The organism is Pseudoalteromonas luteoviolacea CPMOR-1, assembly GCF_001625685.1.
Lineage (GTDB): Bacteria > Pseudomonadota > Gammaproteobacteria > Enterobacterales > Alteromonadaceae > Pseudoalteromonas > Pseudoalteromonas luteoviolacea_K.
Map to the genome: position 1 here is coordinate 44,604 of NZ_AUYC01000001.1, position 21,123 is coordinate 65,726.

Annotated in this window: 20 protein-coding genes; 15 read left to right on the plus strand and 5 right to left on the minus strand. The window is 42.7% G+C overall.

The window, feature by feature from the left end; translation table 11 throughout:
• The first annotated feature begins 71 nt into the window (after positions 1-71).
• The 3 genes from N473_RS00165 (at position 72) to N473_RS00175 (ending at position 3,705) form a co-directional block, all read left to right on the plus strand.
• Positions 72-905 (plus strand): hypothetical protein, encoded by an 834-nt coding sequence (locus N473_RS00165; protein WP_155735484.1) that lies wholly within the window; start codon positions 72-74, stop codon positions 903-905.
• A 286-nt stretch (positions 906-1,191) separates the two neighbouring features.
• Complete coding sequence (locus tag N473_RS00170; RefSeq protein ID WP_063366212.1) at positions 1,192-3,258, plus strand: S9 family peptidase; 2,067 nt, start codon at positions 1,192-1,194, stop codon at positions 3,256-3,258.
• Between the two features lie 45 nt (positions 3,259-3,303).
• Positions 3,304-3,705: a hypothetical protein gene (locus N473_RS00175; protein ID WP_081220836.1), complete on the plus strand. Its 402-nt coding sequence runs from the start codon at positions 3,304-3,306 to the stop codon at positions 3,703-3,705.
• Here the strand turns inward: N473_RS00175 and N473_RS00180 are convergent.
• Positions 3,702-4,169 carry a Dps family protein gene (locus N473_RS00180; protein ID WP_063366213.1) on the minus strand — a complete coding sequence of 156 codons (468 nt, stop codon included), beginning with the start codon at positions 4,167-4,169 and terminating at the stop codon, positions 3,702-3,704. The genes N473_RS00175 and N473_RS00180 overlap by 4 nt on opposite strands.
• 352 nt (positions 4,170-4,521) lie before the next feature.
• Between N473_RS00180 and N473_RS00190 the strand changes: the two genes are divergently transcribed.
• Positions 4,522-4,731 (plus strand): hypothetical protein, encoded by a 210-nt coding sequence (locus tag N473_RS00190; RefSeq protein WP_063366215.1) that lies wholly within the window; start codon positions 4,522-4,524, stop codon positions 4,729-4,731.
• A gap of 1 nt (position 4,732) precedes the next feature.
• On the opposite strand, the gene N473_RS00195 is transcribed toward N473_RS00190, so the two are convergent.
• Both N473_RS00195 and N473_RS00200 read right to left on the minus strand, forming a co-directional pair.
• Positions 4,733-5,338 (minus strand): lipase family alpha/beta hydrolase, encoded by a 606-nt coding sequence (locus tag N473_RS00195; RefSeq protein ID WP_063366216.1) that lies wholly within the window; start codon positions 5,336-5,338, stop codon positions 4,733-4,735.
• A gap of 8 nt (positions 5,339-5,346) precedes the next feature.
• Positions 5,347-5,883, minus strand: coding sequence for a YaeQ family protein (locus N473_RS00200; RefSeq protein ID WP_063366217.1), 537 nt, complete (start codon positions 5,881-5,883; stop codon positions 5,347-5,349).
• Between the two features lie 576 nt (positions 5,884-6,459).
• Here N473_RS00200 and N473_RS00205 point away from each other — a divergent pair.
• The 7 genes from N473_RS00205 to ylqF all read left to right on the plus strand — a co-directional run bounded on the left by N473_RS00205 (position 6,460) and on the right by ylqF (position 12,073).
• Positions 6,460-7,527 (plus strand): DUF1611 domain-containing protein, encoded by a 1,068-nt coding sequence (locus tag N473_RS00205; RefSeq protein ID WP_063366218.1) that lies wholly within the window; start codon positions 6,460-6,462, stop codon positions 7,525-7,527.
• A gap of 50 nt (positions 7,528-7,577) precedes the next feature.
• Complete coding sequence (hisC, locus tag N473_RS00210; RefSeq protein WP_063366219.1) at positions 7,578-8,675, plus strand: histidinol-phosphate transaminase; 1,098 nt, start codon at positions 7,578-7,580, stop codon at positions 8,673-8,675.
• Positions 8,676-8,766: 91 nt separating this feature from the next.
• Positions 8,767-9,168 (plus strand): hypothetical protein, encoded by a 402-nt coding sequence (locus N473_RS00215; protein WP_063366220.1) that lies wholly within the window; start codon positions 8,767-8,769, stop codon positions 9,166-9,168.
• Between the two features lie 12 nt (positions 9,169-9,180).
• A complete protein-coding gene (locus tag N473_RS26825; RefSeq protein ID WP_269202328.1) occupies positions 9,181-9,306 on the plus strand; it encodes a hypothetical protein in 126 nt (41 codons plus the stop codon).
• A 76-nt stretch (positions 9,307-9,382) separates the two neighbouring features.
• Positions 9,383-9,871: a hypothetical protein gene (locus N473_RS00220; RefSeq protein ID WP_155735485.1), complete on the plus strand. Its 489-nt coding sequence runs from the start codon at positions 9,383-9,385 to the stop codon at positions 9,869-9,871.
• 13 nt (positions 9,872-9,884) lie between these two features.
• Positions 9,885-10,904 (plus strand): flavin reductase family protein, encoded by a 1,020-nt coding sequence (locus N473_RS00225; RefSeq protein WP_063366222.1) that lies wholly within the window; start codon positions 9,885-9,887, stop codon positions 10,902-10,904.
• 224 nt (positions 10,905-11,128) lie between these two features.
• Positions 11,129-12,073 (plus strand): ribosome biogenesis GTPase YlqF, encoded by a 945-nt coding sequence (gene ylqF / locus N473_RS00230; protein WP_063366223.1) that lies wholly within the window; start codon positions 11,129-11,131, stop codon positions 12,071-12,073.
• A gap of 4 nt (positions 12,074-12,077) precedes the next feature.
• On the opposite strand, the gene N473_RS00235 is transcribed toward ylqF, so the two are convergent.
• Positions 12,078-13,487 carry a sensor domain-containing diguanylate cyclase gene (locus N473_RS00235; RefSeq protein WP_063366224.1) on the minus strand — a complete coding sequence of 470 codons (1,410 nt, stop codon included), beginning with the start codon at positions 13,485-13,487 and terminating at the stop codon, positions 12,078-12,080.
• A gap of 1,293 nt (positions 13,488-14,780) precedes the next feature.
• On the opposite strand from N473_RS00235, the gene N473_RS00245 reads away from it, so the two are divergent.
• The 4 genes from N473_RS00245 (at position 14,781) to N473_RS00260 (ending at position 20,077) form a co-directional block, all read left to right on the plus strand.
• Complete coding sequence (locus N473_RS00245) at positions 14,781-16,082, plus strand: GntP family permease (protein WP_063366226.1); 1,302 nt, start codon at positions 14,781-14,783, stop codon at positions 16,080-16,082.
• 117 nt (positions 16,083-16,199) lie between these two features.
• Positions 16,200-16,988, plus strand: a complete 789-nt coding sequence (locus tag N473_RS00250) for a TIGR00266 family protein (RefSeq protein ID WP_063366227.1) — start codon at positions 16,200-16,202, stop codon at positions 16,986-16,988.
• 163 nt (positions 16,989-17,151) lie between these two features.
• Positions 17,152-19,239, plus strand: a complete 2,088-nt coding sequence (fusA, locus tag N473_RS00255; protein WP_039611345.1) for an elongation factor G — start codon at positions 17,152-17,154, stop codon at positions 19,237-19,239.
• Between the two features lie 412 nt (positions 19,240-19,651).
• Positions 19,652-20,077: a hypothetical protein gene (locus tag N473_RS00260; protein ID WP_063366228.1), complete on the plus strand. Its 426-nt coding sequence runs from the start codon at positions 19,652-19,654 to the stop codon at positions 20,075-20,077.
• A 34-nt stretch (positions 20,078-20,111) separates the two neighbouring features.
• Here the strand turns inward: N473_RS00260 and hemB are convergent, their stop codons facing one another.
• Complete coding sequence (gene hemB / locus N473_RS00265; RefSeq protein ID WP_063366229.1) at positions 20,112-21,122, minus strand: porphobilinogen synthase; 1,011 nt, start codon at positions 21,120-21,122, stop codon at positions 20,112-20,114.
• Position 21,123: the final 1 nt, after the last annotated feature.

A 21,123-nucleotide genomic window follows, 5' to 3' on the forward strand; every position in this document is an offset into this window, starting at 1 on the left:
TTCCTTTATAAGGTTTTTTGTGTTTCCAATATGTTATTGTTATGTTGATTTCTATTAGTAAGGAGATAATTTTGAAATCAATATTCTTTAAATTTAGCATGGCTATGATGGCCTTTGGATGCTTCATCGGCAATGCACAAGCGATTGATACAAAAGCGATATACTTCGAAACTCAAGGAGTTGAAGTTATGGCTGACTTTCAAAGAGGAAACGGGTACGAAATTAAGCGAATTTCACTTTCTGCTGCCTGTGGACAAAATGATACGCGTTGTACATCCGACTCTTTTCAAGCGCGAATGATGGATGATTTTGCTTCAGCATTAAAATATAAACGTTTTTACAAGTATGTTTATATGCCTTATGACCCTTGTATGGAGCCCGGTGCTGATTGTATTCCCCATGTGGTAGACTCTTTCTCTGAATCAGACGTCAATGAATTGCAAGAGTCTGTACAGAGAGGCTACACTTTGCGGCCTCAATCCACACGGCCAAGTTACTTAGATACTTTTTGGACAGCTGTGACAGAAGCGGCGGGTTCAACGGCAGTAGGAACCGTGGCGGATCACCTTAAAGCTGAGAGTGATAAGGACAGTAGTAACTTACGTATGTACTTTGTAACTACACGTTTGAGCAAAGGTCAACAAATTCCAGTTGGCGTATGTAAAATTGGAGGGAACTTTTGTCAGCTCCAACATGACATCAATATTAGAGAGTTAGTAAATGGAGGCATTGCGGTTTTTATGCCTGTTGGCGATGGCTCTAGTACCAGTGACAATGCTGAATATTGGGACAGAGAGAACGCTGTTCGTGATTTATTAGGTGAGTTTGAATACAAGTGTATTCCTGCGTATACCAATTCAGGTAACGGCTTAATCTTACAGATGGTTTGTTCATATATGAAATAGCATAGAGATAATATTTGCGATACATTGCTATTGCACACTCACCCAGCCTAGTGCTGGGTTTTTTGTTTTCATCGCAAAAGCTTATCGCCTATTCCGTTTTGACCCTTAAAGTTATAAAGTAACACTTTGCAAGTTCGTCTTATTCTGTATCAATCTTAAAAATTCATCGAAATAACGTGTATGTGCGATGCCATTGTTATCTACCTGCTCAAGTAATGGCACAAAGCTGTACCTCACCTAGAGCTATGTTAGACTGGATGAACAATAACAAATCAGGAACAACTATATGACCAAAGCGCTTACACCGCCAGTGGCAAAAAAAGTACCTCATGTCATGGACATGCATGGACATCAAAGGACAGATAACTATTACTGGATGCGTGATGATAAGCGTCAAAATGACGAAATATTAGCCCATTTAAAAGCAGAAAATGAGTACTGTGAAGCAGTGATGCAGCCGCATGCGGTGCTACAGGAAACGCTGTTTGAGGAGATGAAAGGGCGTATCGTCAAAGATGATTCTTCAGTGCCAGTCAAAGATGGTCGCTATTGGTATACCAATGAGGTCAGCGGTGATGAAGAATATGGCCGTCATTATCGTGCATTGAATGAAGCAATGGATGATAAACAGTTGCTGCTGGATGTGAATGCGTTAGCCAAATCGTTTGAATTTTATGAACTCGCCGATATGGCTGTGAGTCCAGATGATGATCTGCTGGCATACAGTGAAGATACAGATGGTCGCCGTATTTACACAATCAAGTTTAAAGATCTGAATACTGGCCAAATGCTGGAAGATTGCTTGGTTGAAACGGAAGGCGAAGTGGTTTGGGCGAACGATAATCGCACGGTCTTTTATGTCAAAAAAGATCTGCAAACCTTGTTGGGATTCCAAGTGTATCGACATGTACTTGGTACACCGCAAAGTGACGATGTCTTGGTGTATGAAGAGCAAGACCGCCAATACTACATGGGTCTTGGTAAAAGCCGTGATGAGAGCCAAATTTATATTTACTTGTCTGCGACAGAGACGAGCGATGTGCTTTATCTCGATGCTGAGCAACCGATGGGCGAGTTCAAGCGCTTGTTAGCACGACAAGAAGGACATGAATATGGTCTTGATAAGTTTGGCGAACATTATTATTTGTTGACCAACAGTGATGCAAAAAACTTTCGCATGGTGCGAGCTGGTTTAGACGTGGTAAACGATCCTAGTCAGTGGGAAGAGCTCATTGCGCACCGTGAACATGTTTTGCTAGAAGGGCTGGAGTTATTTGAGTCACACTTTGTGATCACTGAGCGAGAAATGGGGCAAATCCGATTTGTCATTCACAATTATGCCGGTGAAAGCTACCAGCTAGGCTTTGCTGATGCGTGTTATTATGCGGGGGTGGGCTATAACCCCGAGCCAAAATCAACCTCTATACGCATCACTTACTCTAGTTTGACGACGCCAAGCAGTGTCTATGAATGCGATTTGGCAACAGGTCAAAAAACCTTGAAAAAGCAGGTGAAAGTACTGGGGGATTTCAAGCCTCAAGACTATGCATCTGAACGCTTACACATTACTGCTCGTGACGGTGAGAAAGTCCCTGTCTCTATTGTTTATCGAAAGTCCATGTTTAATAAAGATGGCACAAATCCATTGCTACAATATGGCTATGGTGCTTATGGTTATACGGTGGACCCAACTTTCTCAAGTACGACGTTGAGCTTGCTGGATAGGGGCTTTGTCTATGTCATTGCTCATATCAGGGGTTCAGAAATGCTGGGCCGTCAATGGTATGAAAATGGTAAAAAAGCCCATAAAGAGAATAGCTTCAACGACTTTGTGGATGTCACTCGTGCATTAGTCGAGCAGCAATACGGTGCGGCAGATAAGATTTTTGCATCCGGTGGCAGTGCGGGTGGCCTATTGATGGGCGCGGTAATGAACCAAGCGCCTGAACTGTATTTAGGCATTGGGTGTCATGTGCCATTTTTAGATGTACTAACGACTATGTTGGATGAATCGATTCCTTTGACAACCAATGAGTATGATGAGTGGGGCAATCCAAACAATTTAGCAGATTATGAGAGTATTTTGGCCTACTCGCCTTATGACAATCTAGCGGCTAAGCACTATCCTAATACACTAGTGACAACAGGTTTGCACGATTCACAAGTACAATATTGGGAGCCTATGAAGTGGGTTGCTAAGCTCAGAGCACTTAAAACGGATGATAACGTGCTGGTGTTTAAAACAGATATGGACTCCGGACATGGCGGTGCGTCTGGCAGGTTTAAGAGCTTGCATGAAAAAGCGCTGGAAATGGCCTTTTTTATCTCTTTGTTACCGCAACAGGCTGACTAATTGATTTGGCGATTGATATCGCTCATTGGATTTTAGGAGGGCAGTATGTTTTCAGTACATGGACAGTGGCACATTGATATTGCGCCACCAACGGTTTTTGTAAACCTAGTGGGTGCATTCAACCGTGAGGGAGTCACTGCCTTAGTGCAAGAGGCACGAAAGCGTTGGCAGGACTATCAGCCAGGCGAGCTGCACTGTGCGGTGGTCAATCTCAGTGAGTTTGAGATGACCACTGCTGATAGCATTGCAGCACTCAAAGCATATTGTAAAGACATGGAGTTGCGTGGTTATCGCCAGATTGACTACATTGGCATTGATGCCCTAACCCGTAAATTTATTTGCGAGCTATGGACTGACAGTGACATCAAGGTACAGTTGTACCTTGATGTCACAGCGTACCTCAGCCAACATCCGAGCTATCGGGGTGCTGCTCCATGGTTGGTTTAACCTAAATAAGCTTTGAGCATCCAGACTAACTTTTCTTGCTCAGTGATGTAATCACCCATTAAAGAAGCGGTGCCTTCGTCCTCGGCATCGGCAGCTTGTGCCAATATGGTACGTTGTGACTTGATCAGCTGAGTGAAGCCTGCAAGCAGTGTTGCGACTGCTTCTGGACCATTTTGAATATCTTTTGCTTCGGCGATTTCACTGGCGTTGAGGTAATCGCTAAATGCATGCAGTGGCATGCCTTCAATGGTTAAGATACGCTCTGCTAACTCGTCCACTTTGAGTAATAACTGGTTGTAAATCTCTTCAAACTTAACATGTAGTTCAAAAAACTCTCTCCCTTTGATGTTCCAGTGAAAGCTGCGCGCATTCATATATTGGATCTGGTAGCTACTTAAAAGTACGTTTAACGCTGCAACCAGTTGCTCACTTTTTTGTTTGTCTAACCCTATGCTATTTGTCATTTTTCGCTACCTTATGATGTTTGCTCGCAGTGGATGCGGCATATTTAAATGCTTGTCATTGTTTGACTTTGTATGCTTTATAGTTTGGCGGATAAGCACGGTAAAGGCCAACGACTAAAAGCGATTATAGTCATCGAAAAAGTCGTTAGCACCTGCTTAAAGCTTGCCACTTTGACTACAAAGTCAGCGCTTTGTTGATCCATCGCAAGTGCAATCAGGTGTGCTTCAAATTCGGTTTTTAGCTTGATGTAGGTCAATTTTTATACTGAAGGTGTAGCCATAATGAAAAGGCAAAGCGCCCTGTTTTTATTTTAGGCAATTTCTCGGGCGCTAATTATTTAAGGAGAGCTCTATGAAAGGTAAAACAGAATCACAGCACAAAGGTGAAATTACCGTTGTTGTCATTGCGCTGGTGGCTTTTGTGGTTGGGTTAGTGGGGCATTTAGCGGGTGCTAGCTATGCCAACTCAGGCAGCTTTGGTTATTTGGCGGCGCCGGTGCCTTTAATCACGGGGATCATTGCTTTAGTCGCGTATAAAGTTGCGCAAAAGGCAGATAAATAAATTACGTATCGCGACTGATCACATCAATGATATAGTCCATCACGCTACGAGAATAAATTAAGGTGGTATGGCTGCGGTGAAACACTTTATGTTCGGCCATCCCCTTTAATTTTGTCTCATCGAGTAACACTGTGCCATCTGAACGGCTGCCTTTTTGTAGTAATGGCATTAAGCCAATCGGTAAATCCCCTGCAATACTGTATAAGCGCGCATTAAAAGGCCATGTATTGGTTTCGCTTAGTAAATATTCCACACTATTTTTTAATAAGCCATCAAACCCTTTGTCATGTATGTGCTTTGCAATGGCGCTGCCTTTGTGTGGAGTACCAAGTGTGATGACTTTTTCAACATGCTGGCTTTGTATTGATGCATGAGTAAGGTAGTCTCTGGCCACCAGTCCCCCCATGGAATGACACACGAAAGCGGTTGGCTTGTCTGCAATAAATGTATCTATTTGATTGAAGATAGATTGCCTATCTGGGGCCAAGGTGTTGTAGCTTAAATTGAGAATTTCACACCCGGTTTTTTCTAATCGCGTACAAAGCGGTTGCATCACAAATCCTGACATATATAGTCCGTGAAGGACGACAATCCGCTTTATATTCATACAATTCCTTATTTAAGCTGGGTTGGTACAATTTGCACGCTATGGCTTGAATCACTGAGCCATATTTCGCCATCTTGGATGGTCGCTGTCAAATCCATTGAACGTGCGAATAGTTCCACCATTTGTGAAGTGGCTGAATAAGGTAGACTGTAAACACGCAAATTATCATATTGATTGGCAGCAGATTGATTCTTCTTCCACCAAATCTCTTGGGTGTTTTCACCATACGTGTACAAGACCACTTGCTGCGAACGCACAGCTGCTTTTTTCAGGCGCTTTTCATCTGGCAAACCAACATCAACCCACAGCTCAATGTCATCGGTCAGATTTTTTTGCCACGCGGCAGGCTCATCATCCACACATAGCCCTTTAGTAAAGCTCAGCTCTTCAGTGTATTGCAAGATATAAGCAAGTAGACGCACCATCAAGCGCTGTTCATTTTCTGAAGGGTGCTGTGCTAGAGTCAGTGATTTGTCAGTGTAAATGTGTCTATCCATATCACTGATATTTAAGTGTGCTTTTAATATTGTTGATTTTAAGGCCATGATAATACGCTGAGGGTTTTAAAGTTCCAGTATATCAAGATTTACATACTTGGTGGTTTTTTATCTATATATCATTGCCATGGTGAAGATTATATCCATTTTACCCGAGTTGCACATTCCCTCCACTAATCATACGGTTTTTCCATCATATTCGTCGCTTTTCTACTTACTCATTCTCAATATGCGAAGCCTGACTATAAAAGCAAAGGCTTGGTTCTTATATGGGCCTGAGGCTTTTTGTTATAAAAATGTTTTTTCTGTTCCTTTATTAACCAATAAGTCGTAGGGCAATAGTCAATATTAACTGGCATAATGCTGTATTCCATAGCTTTTTTGGGGTTTTTATTTATTCACCCTGTTTTTACAAATTTAAGAATGTATTTTTTATGTTTTGATTGTTTTAAATTTGTAATGGTTTGTTTGTTTTAAGTTCGGTTTCAGGTAAAAATAGATGGAATTGGTGTGATGTGAGCCTTTTGTTAATTGTTGTTTTGTCTTGTTTATAATTAATTGTGCTTGAATAAGATACAGGCTCTTCATCGTATCTATTATTTAATACAAAGAGCATTTGAAAAAATGATTAACTTTGATAATAAAAACGTTGTGATTTATGCAGAAGGACGTTTTGATTCTACAAATGCAAAGGTAGCGGCTTCATTCATTCGTTATCATGCTGATAAATGCGTTGCGGTTATCGATTCCACTAAAGCCGGTGCGACTTGTGAAGAGATACTAGGGTATGGTGGAAATATACCTGTGGTTTCTGATCTGCCGAGTACTTTAGATAAGCAAATAGATGTTTTCATGATAGGTAATGGTTTATTTCACAGTGACTTACCTCAGGAATATAGAGAAAACATCAAACGTGCATTAGAACAAAAAGTGCACGTTGTCAGTGGTATTCATTATCGCTTAGCACAAGACCCTGAATTAAAAGCACTTGCTGATAAAATGGGCGTGGTTATTTGGGATACTAAAGAGCCACCTGCAGGGCTAGGTACAAGCCAATACAAACTTCTCGATATTCCTCAGTTTATTGTACATACCGTTGGTTCTGATTGTCGTGTGGGGAAAAAAAACACGGCATTAGAAGTTACAAATTACTTGAATCAACAAGGCACTGAAACCGTTTTTGCTGCAATGGGACAAAGCGGTATTTACATCACAGGAAAAGGCATCGCAATTGATGCTGTTCCAAGCGATTTTGTTGCCGGTGCGACTGAAAAGTTAATTTTGGATAGCGTGTCAGGCAGTAATGCAGTCGTCGTACTGGTTGAAGGGCAAGGGTCAATTACACACCCAGCATATAGCGCTGTGACGTTAGGGCTTTTGCATGGTTCTATGCCGCATGCGTTGATTTTATGCCATGAAGCTAATCTAGAAGCCCATAAAAACTGGGAAAAAACGCCATTACTTTCACTTAATCAATTGATTGACACATACGAAACATTAGGGGGTTACTTACGCCCATGTAAAGTGGTTGGTGTCAGTGTAAATTGTAAATCACTTTCTGATGATGAGGCGCGCGATGTCATTGCTCAAGTTGAGCAAGACACGGGATTGCCAGCAACGGATGTATATAAATTTGGTGCTCAGAAATTGGCTGATGCCGTTGAGTCATTCCGAAACAATAAAAATAAGTAACTGAATACGGGTACCTAAATTGGTATTCCATGTAACACGAGGATGTGAAATTGAATGATGTAAGTAAGCAAGTGTCTGACGGATTTCGTCAGTTGCAGCCATACAAAGCTGGTTTAACAACTGAGGCGATAAAATCACAGTATGGCCTAGATAATGTGTATAAATTCGCGAGTAATGAGTCGCCATTTCCCCCATCTGAATTTGCCGTTGAGGCGATGAGTGAGATGCTGACAGAGATTAATCGCTATCCAGATTATACTGACTTGCGTGCATCAATCGCACAAGAATACCAACTAGCATTGAATAATGTCATGTTGGGAAGTGGTTCCATCAACGTATTAGATGTGTTGTTTCAGGCTTTTAGTGTTAAAGATAGCAATATCGTGTTTACTTCTAGCGCTTACTTTGGGTATCCACTGTTGGCACAAAAATCGGGTTTAACGGTGAAGCTGGCCCAGCCGAATGCACAGCTTAATCATGTGGCTGAAAACTTGATCCAGCAGTGCGATGAAAATACCAGCCTCCTTGTAATTGACAACCCGGGTAACTTTTCTGGCGGAGCTCTAAGTGCTGATGAGATTGAACTGATCTTGACACGCGTTAGTAAAGAAACAATTGTGATTCTGGACCAAGCCTATGAAGAGTTTAGCGACGCGCCGAGCTTTAAGATTGATGAGCAGACTTTCAGCCGGTTCCCTAATCTCGTTATTACAAGGACATTTTCAAAGGCCCACAGTTTAGCCGCGTTGCGCGTTGGCTATGCGCTAGCTGATGTGGCAATTATTGATTGGTTAAATCGCGGTCAACAGCCATTTCCGGTGTCAAGCATAGGTGCTGCAGCGGCAATGGCCTCTTTAAACGACCGGGCATATCGTCAGTTAGTGATTGAAAGCACTAAGCGTGGTAGAAAAAAGCTGTTTGATGGTTTGACTGCACTGGGCTTACAGTGTTACCCAAGCAATGCGAATTTTGTATTGGCTGAATTTGGCGAAAAAGCATCAGAGATATTTCTCAGCCTGTTAGAAGCGGGATTTATAACGCGTCAAATGCAGGTTTATCAGCGTCCTGATTTGATTAGAATATCAGTAGGCAATGATGAAGAAAACACCCTTTTACTTCAGAAGTTGAAGGAACTACTTCATGCCTAACGTCATCATTATTAATCCATATAATAAGTTTCCAGACTCAGAGCGCTAGGATTTTGAATTAATTGAATATGTTGCAGGCCAGGTGTTGCATGTGGATGGTTTAATTGATCTGCAAGGTGAAGTGAGTCTATTGCTGATGCTGGTATGTGCCCTCATTTTTGTTGGTTATGCGTTTGACGCATCAGGGTGGATAATTTTGCCAGTTACTTTTGTGTATGGCGTTCTAATTACGGTGTCAACTGTGTCGTGGATAGCTGCTCAACAAAGGTGCACGAAGCCTGAGATTAAAGGTCGATTGGCATCGGTGCGCTATATTAGCAACGCGAGTTTTTCTGCTGTCGCTGCGTTTCTTATTTCGTATTTTAATGACTTCAGTTTTTATACCGCGAGTGTTGCTGCTGCAGGTTTAATGGTGATGTGTTTTATTTTGGCCGTTTTACTCAAAACGGATAATTATCAAGGGATTTTTTTAAGGTCCAAAAGTAGTGCCTAAGGATGTGTAAATATGAGTTACGTTAATTGTCAGCTAGACACAGTTACAAAGCTAAATGATTCAGTGTATCGGATTGTGATGACGCCGCAAGAAAATGTTGAGCACAAGCCGGGACAGTATTTGAAACTGGGGGGTTAAAGATAAAGAGATCCCTTTTTCAATCACTTCGTCACCCAATGTGAAAAATATAGAAATACACGTCGGTGGCTGTAAGGTGACAAAAGCAATTCCCGATGCGGTTGCCCATCTTATGGAGCACAAGGATGTTCAAGCCAAAATAGGCTTAGGAAATGCTTATTTTAAGCAAAGTGGCCGTCCAGTTATTTTATTTGCTGCGGGCACCGGGTTTGGATACATCAAATCAATCATTACGCACTTACAAGAACTTGATTATCAAAAAGACGTGTATTTGTATTGGGGCGTTCGCTGTGCTGAAGATTTCTATGAATATGATCAGCTTTGTGCTTGGGCACAGGAAAATACGCAGGTTAATTTTATTCCGGTCGTAAAAGAAGACAATGAGTCGTGGGAAGGCCGTACCGGGAGCTTGGTCGATAATATCCTGTATGATTTTGATGACTTCTCTGAGTTTGATATTTACCTTGCTGGGCGCTTTGATTTAATGCCCTCAACACGAGCTGCTTTTATTGACAAAGGAGCGTGCTTAGAACACATGTACTCTGACGCGTTCGACTATATATAATGTGGAGCGAATAATGAAAGTTGAAGTGATTGCAGAACGCAGAGAGACCGACAGTGCGAAAACCATTCGTTTTCGCACCGCAGGGATTCACCGGATGTCATTTTTACCGGGCCAATACTGTTCAATACAAGTTGAAATCGAAGGCAAGTTGTATAAGCGGTGCTACTCCTTTTCAAGCACACCGAGGGCGGATGAAACTTTTGATATTACTGTAAAGAAGGTCGCATCTGGCACAGTATCTAAGTACTTAGTTGATACGCCATTAGTGGGCCAGATATTTGAGGTGTCAGAGGCTTTTGGTGAATTCAATGAACTGAAGCTGATGAATGCGTCATCAATTGTGTTCATTGCGGCAGGTAGTGGGATCACACCAGTATATTCAATGCTAAAAAGCTTGAGTATCAATAGAGCACTCCCTATCACACTTCTTTATTACAACCGTAACCGACAAGAAGCGATATTCTATAAGCAACTCAAAGCGCTTGAGCGTGACTATGAGAATGTGACGATCCACTTATTCAGCTCAGAGCTGCCTGATTGTGATATGCACCATGAAAAACTCAGTCCGATGAGCCTTAAACGTTTATGTCCAGATATTAAATCTAGTCAGATTGCGATTTGTGGACCCGCCGGGTTTATGGATAGTGCACAACGTTTTGCTTCTAGACTTGGGGTGGATGAGTCGGTTATCTATCGGGAATCATTTACTAATCAGTTGCTGACTTCAAAGTTAGATGTCGATTATGCAAAAGATGGGTTAATTGAGATTCAGTTTTCGTGCGCTAAAAAGTCTGTCAAAGCGAGTAAAGGCGCTCTATTACTGGATGTTATTCGCGAGAGTAACATGTCCGTCAGCAGTGAATGTTGTGTTGGCTCATGCGGTATTTGCAAAATCAAGTTGAAAAAAGGCAGTGTCAAAATGAATCACATTGGTGGCCTTAATCCGATTGATGAAAATAATAACTATATTTTGGCATGTTGTTCGCAGCTTACAGGGGACCTTGTCGTTGATTTGGAGGGAACCACAAATTAACATGCAGCACCTGCTTAATTGACAGTATATAAAACTGATAACCGATACTTTCCAGTAGATAAATGCGAGTTAAAAGCGCAGTGTTTTATCTTTGCGGTAAGTTTTATAGTAAACTCTATAACTTGATCTTGTGGTACTGCTGCTATACATCTGGCTTTGGTACCCAATGCTTTATGAAAAAGAGCGTGAGTTTTTACAAAGTAAATTAAATACAGGTGGTTATAATGGCAATACAGTGGTTTCCTGGACATATGAATAAGGCGCGCAATGAGATCAAAGAGATCATGCCGCAGATGGATGTCATTATTGAAGTACTTGATGCGCGTATTCCGTATAGCAGTGAAAACCCAATGGTGGCGCAATTACGCGGTGACAAACCGGTCATCAAAATCTTAAACAAAGCGGACTTAGCAGATCCCGAGATGACCAAAGCTTGGATGGCGTATTTTGAGCAAGAGGATGGGGTAAAAACCTTATCATTTGGTCATGACAAGGCGGCTGAAGTACATCGCATTAATGCGCTGTGTAAAAAGTTAGCGCCGCACAAGGTTGGTCAAGACAAGCAGCTAAAAGCCATGATCATGGGGATTCCTAATGTTGGTAAATCAACACTTATCAATATCTTAGCTGGTCGCATTGTCGCTAAGACAGGCAATGAGCCTGCGGTAACCAAGGCGCAGCAACGCATTCGCTTAGAAGATGGTATCATGCTGTATGACACGCCGGGTATGTTGTGGCCAAAGGTTGAAAATGAAAACTCGGGCTATCGTCTAGCCGCAACGGGGGCTATCCGTGATACAGCCATTAACTATGAAGAAGTGGCAAGTTATACCGCTGAATATTTGTTGAAGGCGTATCCTGAGCTACTGAAAAGTCGTTATAGAATTGATGAGTTGCCAGATTGCGATTGGACATTTATTGAAATGGCCGGGCGCAAACGGGGCTGTATTCGTGGTGGCAATCAGGTTGATACTCATAAAATGTCAGAGATCCTCATCAACGAGCTACGCGACGCGGTGCTTGGCCATGTAACGATGGAAACACCGCAAATGCGTGAAGAGGAAGAGCAAATGGTTGCTGAGATCCGCGCAGCCGCAGAAGCGAAAAAGGCTGCTCGCGAGGAAGAAAAGCGTCAACGCCGTGCTCGCGCACGAAAGAATCGTCGCTAATTCATTAGGCCGCTTTTGCAAGCACTGAGCGATTGCGCCCAGTGCTTTTGGCGCTGTATAAAGCAGCGTCTGTGCGCTTTAATAGCCCATCCTCAGATTCATCAATATGATATTGTGCAAGACCAATACTGGCTGTGACTTTGACTTCACACTCACTGGCATTGAGCGCTTGGTGGATTTGCTCTGCCAGTTCATGACCTTGATTGAGCTCTGTTTTGGGGAGCAAAATCACAAACTCTTCGCCACCCCAGCGACATACTGAACCGTGATTCTTGACGACTGATTTACAAATATGTGCAACATGCTTGAGTACTTTATCACCGACTAGATGACCGTGTTTGTCATTGACTTGTTTAAAGTGGTCTATATCTAGCATCATCATAACCAGTGGTTTGAATTGGTTGCGCGCTTTTTGCAGTTCTGATTGCAACCTGGGTTCAAATGCTTGTCGATTGTAGGTATTTGTCAGCTTATCAAACGTCGCCATCTTTTCGAGTCGCTTCTGATAATGATTAAAAGTGAGTTGAGCGCTAAATAAAATGACGCCTGTGATCACGATACCCATGAGCAAATTAATGTAAAGGCTTTCTGATATCGAGTTATCTTGATCAAGTGATTGCTCAACAATGAGGTACCAACCAAAGTGGTCTAAATAGCGAGAGTTGATAAACAGTGTTTTATCGTCTTGTTCTAAACGTAACTTATAGGTTTGGTTGTCAAGTAATCTCGTGCCGTGATGACCAAATTTGTCACTCAATGAGTAGTCCGCAAACGTAGAATCGTTATAAAACAACAAACGACCTTTATGATCAATAAAGTAGACTTTACGGTCGTAAGTATGTTGGTACTTATCAATGAGGCGTTTCAAATGAGCCAGTTTAATGCCTACGCCAGTGACTCCTTGCGCTTGATTGTTTACGATTATCTTATGATTTACAAAGATGGTTGCTTGGTGGTCATCTCTTGGGTCTAAATCGACATTGAGTGTATAAGGGGCGTCGTTATCCATGGTGTCTTGATACCAAGTGTCCTGTTGGCTTAACGTGGTGGTATTGCCATCATAGCGGTAATACGTTTTGTCATGACTGGTGGCGAGAAAACTGGTGACCGCATCAAAATCACTTCGTGTCTGTCTTAGGTACTCAAATAAGAAGGTGGTGTCTTTTTGTGGATCTGTCAGCCAATGGTGTAAAAACGTATTATTGGCCATCTGAGAAGAAATAATGATAGGCGCTTGGAGCTGCTTTTGCAGATCAGTATGGATTAAGTGGCTAGTCAGTGGCAGTGCGTCATTTTCAATGCCGCGAAATAAAGATTGCTTAGCAATGATTAAGCTAAACCAACTGGTAAAAATGAAGCCGGTTAAAAGTAGCACCGTTAAGATGAAGTTGTAGCGGTAGCGTGTTTTAGTCATTACAGAAGTGTTTAGATTAAATAGGTACAAAATTCTAACAGTGGGTATTGGTGCAGACTATTACACAAGATTACAACTGCTTTACTTCGCGCAATAAAAAAGGCCCTGTCAGGGCCTTTTAGGTTCATATCTACCGTCACCGATATGAGCAATGTAGCAAGTAAAATAGTAAGTTGGTTGTTAGTGAATCGCGTTAAGGGGCGTTAATGTTCATCACTGACAACCAGAAGCTGTTTGCGTGCGCCACACGTGTTTCGGGGTCGAGAAACAAAATCTGAGTACGTCAACAAAGTGAGTTAATCCGTCTTTGTTGAGATTGATTATCAGTTAGATTTGGATGAGTGTCAACACTTATTTGAAAATAATTCTCATTTAGTTTTATTGGTGAGCTTTGCTGTGATTAACATGCATTGATAACGCTGATATCACGAGTTTATGGCATTGGTTTGTACAGGTATATTTTGCGGGAGTGTTGCTGAAAAAATAGCGATGGTAAGTCGAGGGCAATAAAAAAGCCCGCAATTGCGGGCCTTTTTTGATCATATCTACCGTCACCGATATGAGCAATGTAGCAAGTAAAATAGTAAGTGGGTTGAGTGTGCTTTATTTAAGGGGCGTTAAGATAAAGCACATGCAACCTTGCATTTTTACGTGTGCATCACGTGTTTCAGGGTCTTGAAACAATTTAGCGTACTTAACAAGTTGAGCCGTCTACTCAGCTTGTTGAGATTGATTATCAATTGTATTTTGATCTATGTCAATACTTTTTTGAAAACAATTCTCATTTACATTGTTGGTGAGCTGTAAGCGTGGACGTGTTCCGAATGTTTGGGAGACCATCATGTTAATTGGTAAGGTAAGCGAGTAATTGGTAGGTAGTAAAAATAGAAAAGCCCGCGGGTCAAGCGGGCTTTTTGTGTTCATATCTACCGTCACTGATATGAGCAATGTAGCAAGTAAAATAGTCGGTTTTTACAAGTTGTTTTAGGGGCGTAAAACAACGCGTTATTACCTAGCGTGTAACGTTCGCTCAACGTGTTTCAGGGTCGAGAAACAAAATTAGAGTACTTCAACAAAATAAACCGTCACTTACTTTGTTGAGATTGATTATCAATAACATCTGCCTCTGTGTCAACACTTATTTGCAAATAATTCTCATTTGATTTTTGCTGTATTCATTTCTTCCGTAACTCAAGGCTTGGTTGGCTTCATTTTTGAGTGTGCTAAGACACTTTATTTCCTGATCTTTTCGGCGTATAACAGTTACATAAAAATAACAAAAGAGGTGAGTTAATGGTCAGTACGGTGGGGTTGATCGGTGCATTGGCAGCATTGATTTGGCTGACTTTAAGAGGGATGAATCTGTTTATTGCTGCACCATTATGTGCACTATTGGTCGCACTTAGTAGTGATATTGCGATATTTAATGGCATCAATGACGGTAACTTTGTTTCAATTTATATGTCTGGATTCAGTGGCTTTATCCAAGCTTGGTTCTTTATGTTTTTGCTGGGGTCATTATTTGGAAAATTTATGGAGGACACAGGCGCTGCAGATGCCATAGCACGCTACATTACCGATAAAATAGGAATGAAGCACGCTGTATTTGCTATCGTTTTAGCGTGTGCCTTACTCACTTATGGTGGGGTGAGTGTCTTTATTGTGGCGTTTTCAGTTTATCCAATGGCACTGAGCTTATTCAAGGATGCGGATCTGCCTCGGCGTTTTATCCCTGCAGTGCTGGCTTTTGGATCTGTGACATTTACCATGACCTCGGCGGGTTCTCCTGAAATACAAAACTGGATCCCAATAAAATACTTGGGCACGTCTCCCTATGCGGCATGGCAAGAGAGCTTGATTGTCGCTGTCTTTATGGCTGTATTGGGCTATTTTTTACTCGTTAAAATGATTAAAAAGGCCGTTGATAGTGGCGAATCTTTTGAAGCGAGAGTGGGGGACCCTATCGAGGATAAACGTCATTTACCCCATCCAATCACAGGCCTGTTGCCATTACTCGTGGTACTGAGCTTGTCATTCTTGTTACACGAACAACTCCAGCAAAGTGCATTAATTGTCGCCCTGCTCGGTGGTGTCGTGTCTATTTTCATCATTAATTTTAAGTACTTTAAAAGTTTATCTCAGGCAATTAACCTCGGCACAACAGGGGCATTAGTGGCAATCGGTAATACAGCGGCAGTGGTCGGTTTTGGTGCCGTTGCTAAAGGCACACCTGCGTTTCAAGAGGCTGTGGCCTTAATGACCTCTATTCCGGGCAATGAATTGCTTGGCGCGGCAATCGCGGTGAGTGTTATCGCTGCATTGACGGGATCAGCCTCAGGTGGACAGGCAATTGCGCTGCCTTTGGTCGCACCTCATTATTTAGATTTAGGGGTCGATGAAAACCAGTTACATCGTGTTGTCGCGATTAGTTCGGGTGCACTGGACACCTTGCCACACAATGGCTATGTCGTGACAACGGTGCGGGCGATTTGTGGCGAGAAACATCAAGATGCGTATTGGCCACTGGCAGTATTGACGGTATGTGTGCCTTTATTAGGGGTTGTTTTGATCTTGGGGTTATTTATTTGGTTTTAACTGAAGATGTCAATGGGTAAGCAGTTGTCATGCAAAATTCATTGCATTGTACTAACTTTGACAGACAAAAAGGCTGTGAAGACACAGTAATTTGGGCACATAAAAGGAGAATAAAATATGCATTGTCATGAAATTGATTACGAAATCATTGGCGAATCTATGCAGATGGTTGAAGTGGAGTTGGATCCCAATGAAACGGTTATTGCAGAAGCCGGCGCGATGAACTACATGCAAGATGGCATTAGCTTTGAAGCAAAAATGGGTGATGGCTCTGATGTAGATCAAGGCTTTATGGGTAAGTTATTCAGTGCAGGTAAGCGTTTAATTAGTGGTGAGTCGTTGTTTATGACGCACTTTACCAATGAAGGCATGGGTAAAAAGCGCGTGGCATTTGCAGCGCCTTTTCCGGGCTCTATTTTGGCATTGGATATGGCGACATTGGGTCAATCTGTGTACTTACAAAAAGATTCATTTTTATGTGCTGCACTGGGCACCAAAGTGGATATTGCCTTTCAGCGTAAACTTGGCGCGGGCTTTTTTGGTGGAGAAGGGTTCATATTAGAACACCTACAGGGCGATGGAATGGCATTTGCCCATGCAGGCGGCACTGTGGTTGAAAAGCAACTTAATGGTGAAACACTGCGCGTCGATACAGGCTGTGTGGTTGGGTTCAGCGAAGGCATCGAATTTGATATTGAGCGGGTGAAAGGCCTGAAAAGCATGTTTTTTGGCGGGGAAGGGCTCTTTTTAGCGACGTTAAAAGGCCATGGTACGGTGTGGATCCAAAGTTTACCATTCTCTAGATTAGCGGATCGAGTGCTTGAGCACGCACCAAAACAGGGCGGTAGCAGGCAGGGCGAAGGCTCTGTATTAGGCAGTGTTGGCGATATCATTGATGGTGATTGAGGCTAAAAATGGCTTATTTAATGCAGTTCAACAATGCAATATCGCAGCGAATGCGTTTTAATTGCAAATTGGCTGCATTTTAATCGACTTCAAGGATGATGTTCGCCTAAAGAGGTGATATACTCCCGCCGAATAATTTTTCTACTTTAAATAGAGTAAAACAATGGCAGATTTATCGAAATACAGAAACATTGGTATTTTCGCGCACGTTGATGCGGGTAAAACTACGACCACTGAGCGTATTCTTAAGCTTACTGGTAAGATTCACAAAACTGGTGAAGTACACGATGGTGAGTCAACTACTGACTTCATGGAACAGGAAGCAGAGCGTGGTATTACTATCCAGTCAGCAGCTGTTACTTGTGAGTGGAAAGGCCACCGTTTAAACGTTATCGATACTCCTGGACACGTTGACTTCACAGTTGAAGTATACCGTTCACTTAAAGTTCTTGACGGCGGTATCGGTGTATTCTGTGGTTCTGGTGGTGTTGAGCCTCAGTCAGAAACTAACTGGCGTTATGCTAACGAATCAGAAGTTGCACGTTGTATCTTCGTAAACAAACTAGACCGTATGGGTGCTGACTTCTACCGCGTAGTAGGTCAAGTAGAGAAAGTACTTGGCGCAAACCCACTAGTTATGACTCTTCCTATCGGTATCGAAGATCAGTTCACAGGTGTTGTTGACGTACTAGAAAAGAAAGCATACATCTGGGACGAGACTGGCCTTCCAGAAAACTACGAAATCACGGACGTTCCAGCTGACATGGTTGAGAAAGTTGAAGAGTACCATGAGATGCTAGTTGAGTCTGCTGTTGAGCAAGACGACGACCTAATGGAAGCATACATGGAAGGTGAAACTCCTTCACTAGAGCAAATCAAAGCTTGTATCCGTAAAGGTACACGTGACCTTGCTTTCTTCCCAACTTTCTGTGGTTCTGCATTCAAAAACAAAGGTATGCAGCTAGTACTAGACGCAGTTGTTGATTACCTACCGTCTCCAACAGAAGTTGACCCTCAGCCTCTAACTGATCCTGAAACTGGTGAGCCTACTGGTGACGTTGCGACAGTTGACGCAGAAGAGCCACTTAAAGCGCTTGCGTTCAAAATCATGGACGACCGTTTCGGTGCACTTACGTTCATCCGTATCTACGCTGGTCGCATGAAGAAAGGTGACACGATCCTTAACTCTGCAACTGGTAAAACAGAGCGTATCGGCCGTATGGTTGAGATGCAGGCAGACGAGCGTAACGAACTTACTGAAGCACAAGCTGGTGACATCATCGCAGTTGTAGGTATGAAGAACGTTCAAACTGGTCACACGCTATGTGATCCTAAGCACGAATGTACTCTAGAAGCGATGATCTTCCCTGATCCGGTAATCTCTATCGCTGTTGCACCTAAAGATAAAGGTGGTAACGAGAAGATGGGTATCGCTATCGGTAAGATGGTTGCAGAAGATCCGTCATTCCAGGTTGAGACTGACGAAGATTCAGGTGAAACTATCCTTAAAGGTATGGGTGAGCTTCACCTAGACATCAAGGTAGACATCCTTAAGCGTACTTACGGCGTTGAGCTAGTTGTTGGTCAGCCTCAGGTTGCTTACCGTGAAACTATCACGCAAGAAGTTGAAGACAGCTACACGCACAAGAAGCAGTCTGGTGGTTCTGGTCAGTTCGGTAAGATCGACTACCGCATCAAGCCAGGTGAAGTTGGTTCTGGTTTCACGTTCTCATCTTCAGTTGTTGGTGGTAACGTACCTAAAGAATTCTGGCCTGCAGTTGAGAAAGGCTTCGCGTCAATGATGGAAGAAGGTGTTCTAGCTGGCTTCCCTGTACTAGACGTTGAAGTTGAGCTATTCGACGGTGGTTTCCACGCAGTTGACTCATCAGCAATTGCTTTCGAAATCGCTGCTAAAGGCGCTTTCCGTCAGTCTATCCCTAAAGCGGGTGCACAACTTCTTGAGCCAATCATGAAAGTTGACGTGTTCACGCCAGATGACAACGTAGGTGACGTAATCGGTGACCTTAACCGTCGTCGTGGTATGATCAAAGACCAAGAAGCTGGCGCAATGGGCGTTCGTATCAAGGGTGAAGTACCTCTATCTGAAATGTTCGGATACATTGGTCACCTACGTACTATCACGTCTGGTCGTGGTCAGTTCTCAATGGAATTCTCTCACTATGCACCATGTCCGCAAAACGTTGCTGACGCGGTAATCGCTGCAGAGAAAGAAAAGAAAGCTGCTAAGTAATTAGCCACTCTTTTCTTTTGAAAAAACCGCCTCAGGGCGGTTTTTTTATGCGTATGGATAACTCACCTCGCTGTGACTGAACAGTGATTAAGTTGATTTAAGCCTAGCTAAATCGCCATTTTATGAATTTTTTTATTTGTAAAATGTAAACAATTGTATAATGCAAATTCCCATTCTTTCGGGTTGTTTTCTGAACAATCCCCACATCTTTTTTACGTAATTTATTAAAAAATATACCTATATAGAAAGTTAAATTATCTAATGTAATGCAAATATAGAGAATTAAGCATGCGCTAAAAAAGTGGATTGTTGAAAAAAGCAGAGGGCGAGCTTGATTTAGGAACAAAGCGAATTTATCATGCTTCCTTCTTAATCCTAAAGTAGGTGAATTGAGTAAAATTTGGAGGTACTCATGAAAACAATCAACTTACAAATTAACTGGTATATTTATCTGTTGCAGCTGATTGTATCGGTTTTGCTTTATGTTGTGTTATTGCACTCTGGCTTGGAGTTTGTCGCTAAAGTACTTGGCGGCTCAGGCGCTGCTTTGACAATGGTTACGCTGATTTCATCAATTATTGGGAAAAAATACGTTCACATTGATAAAGCTGGGTTTAGTTATCGCAGCTGGTCACAGGTCAATTATTTACACAGTGATGAAATTGCGGCGTTAAAAATCACTAAGCTGCTAGGCGCATACATAGTGTCAGTCGAGTTGAGCTCGAAAAAGCAGATTGCATTTCCATATTGGTTGGCAAATCTAGAAGACATACAAAGAGCAGCGAAGGAATTTAATTGCCCGTTAGCTGGTGCGATAAACACCGAAGTGAAAGCCTAACTAAAAAAGCGCCTAATAGGCGCTTTTTTGCTTTTTATTGCTCGTTGAGCCAAATGGCTGCCTGCTTGGCAAAGTAGGTCAATATTCCGTCTGCCCCAGCACGTTTAAACGCTAAGAGCGACTCCATAACGACGGGCTTTTCAGCAAGCCAGCCATTATCAATAGCGGCTTTATGCATGGCATATTCGCCACTGACTTGATAAGCAAAAGTGGGTACTCCAAACTCACTTTTTACGCGTTTGACGACATCGAGGTAAGGCATGCCAGGCTTCACCATGACCATGTCCGCGCCCTCTTGTAAGTCCAAGGCTATTTCTCTGATTGCTTCATCCGAATTAGCTGGGTCCATCTGGTAGGTCTTCTTATCAGCGCCTTTTAGGTTACCAGCGGAGCCAACAGCATCTCTGAATGGGCCATAATAACTTGATGCATACTTTGCAGAGTAAGCCATGATACGCGTGTGGATGTGACCAGCTTCTTCCAATGCATCGCGAATGGCACCAATACGGCCATCCATCATGTCTGAGGGCGCAACCACATCAGCACCTGCGTCGGCGTGAGACAAGGCCTGTTTGATAAGAATCTCAGTGGTGATGTCATTCATTACATAGCCTGTGTCGTCTATGATGCCGTCTTGTCCATGCACAGTAAATGGGTCTAATGCGACGTCAGTGATCACACCCAGCTCAGGGCAGGCCGCTTTGAGTGCCTTGACTGTGCGCTGTGCAAGTCCATCAGGACTATAAGCTTCTTCAGCCATTAAAGACTTTTTATCTGAGGGGGTGACTGGAAAAATAGCAATGGCAGGAATGCCCAGTGCGTGTAATTGCTTCGCCTCTTCTACGAGCAGATCAATCGACAGTCGTTCAATCCCAGGCATAGAAGGAATGGGTTCACGACAATTTGTACCCTCTAAAACGAAAACAGGATAAATTAGATCAGCGACAGTTAATGTATTTTCGCTCATAAGGCGACGTGAAAAGTCGTCGCGGCGCATGCGTCGCATACGAGTATATGGAAATAGATCTAGTCCTGATTGAGCCACA

Coding starts and splice junctions, on each gene's coding strand:
- N473_RS00205 (WP_063366218.1), top strand. CDS start 6,460: ATGATTAACTTTGATAATAAAAACGTTGTGATTTATGCAGAAGGACGT.
- fusA (WP_039611345.1), top strand. CDS start 17,152: ATGGCAGATTTATCGAAATACAGAAACATTGGTATTTTCGCGCACGTT.
- ylqF (WP_063366223.1), top strand. CDS start 11,129: ATGGCAATACAGTGGTTTCCTGGACATATGAATAAGGCGCGCAATGAG.
- N473_RS00245 (WP_063366226.1), top strand. CDS start 14,781: ATGGTCAGTACGGTGGGGTTGATCGGTGCATTGGCAGCATTGATTTGG.
- N473_RS26825 (WP_269202328.1), top strand. CDS start 9,181: ATGAGTTACGTTAATTGTCAGCTAGACACAGTTACAAAGCTAAATGAT.
- N473_RS00170 (WP_063366212.1), top strand. CDS start 1,192: ATGACCAAAGCGCTTACACCGCCAGTGGCAAAAAAAGTACCTCATGTC.
- N473_RS00235 (WP_063366224.1), bottom strand. CDS start 13,487: ATGACTAAAACACGCTACCGCTACAACTTCATCTTAACGGTGCTACTT.
- N473_RS00260 (WP_063366228.1), top strand. CDS start 19,652: ATGAAAACAATCAACTTACAAATTAACTGGTATATTTATCTGTTGCAG.
- N473_RS00190 (WP_063366215.1), top strand. CDS start 4,522: ATGAAAGGTAAAACAGAATCACAGCACAAAGGTGAAATTACCGTTGTT.
- N473_RS00195 (WP_063366216.1), bottom strand. CDS start 5,338: ATGAATATAAAGCGGATTGTCGTCCTTCACGGACTATATATGTCAGGA.
- N473_RS00250 (WP_063366227.1), top strand. CDS start 16,200: ATGCATTGTCATGAAATTGATTACGAAATCATTGGCGAATCTATGCAG.
- N473_RS00180 (WP_063366213.1), bottom strand. CDS start 4,169: ATGACAAATAGCATAGGGTTAGACAAACAAAAAAGTGAGCAACTGGTT.
- N473_RS00175 (WP_081220836.1), top strand. CDS start 3,304: ATGTTTTCAGTACATGGACAGTGGCACATTGATATTGCGCCACCAACG.
- N473_RS00225 (WP_063366222.1), top strand. CDS start 9,885: ATGAAAGTTGAAGTGATTGCAGAACGCAGAGAGACCGACAGTGCGAAA.
- N473_RS00200 (WP_063366217.1), bottom strand. CDS start 5,883: ATGGCCTTAAAATCAACAATATTAAAAGCACACTTAAATATCAGTGAT.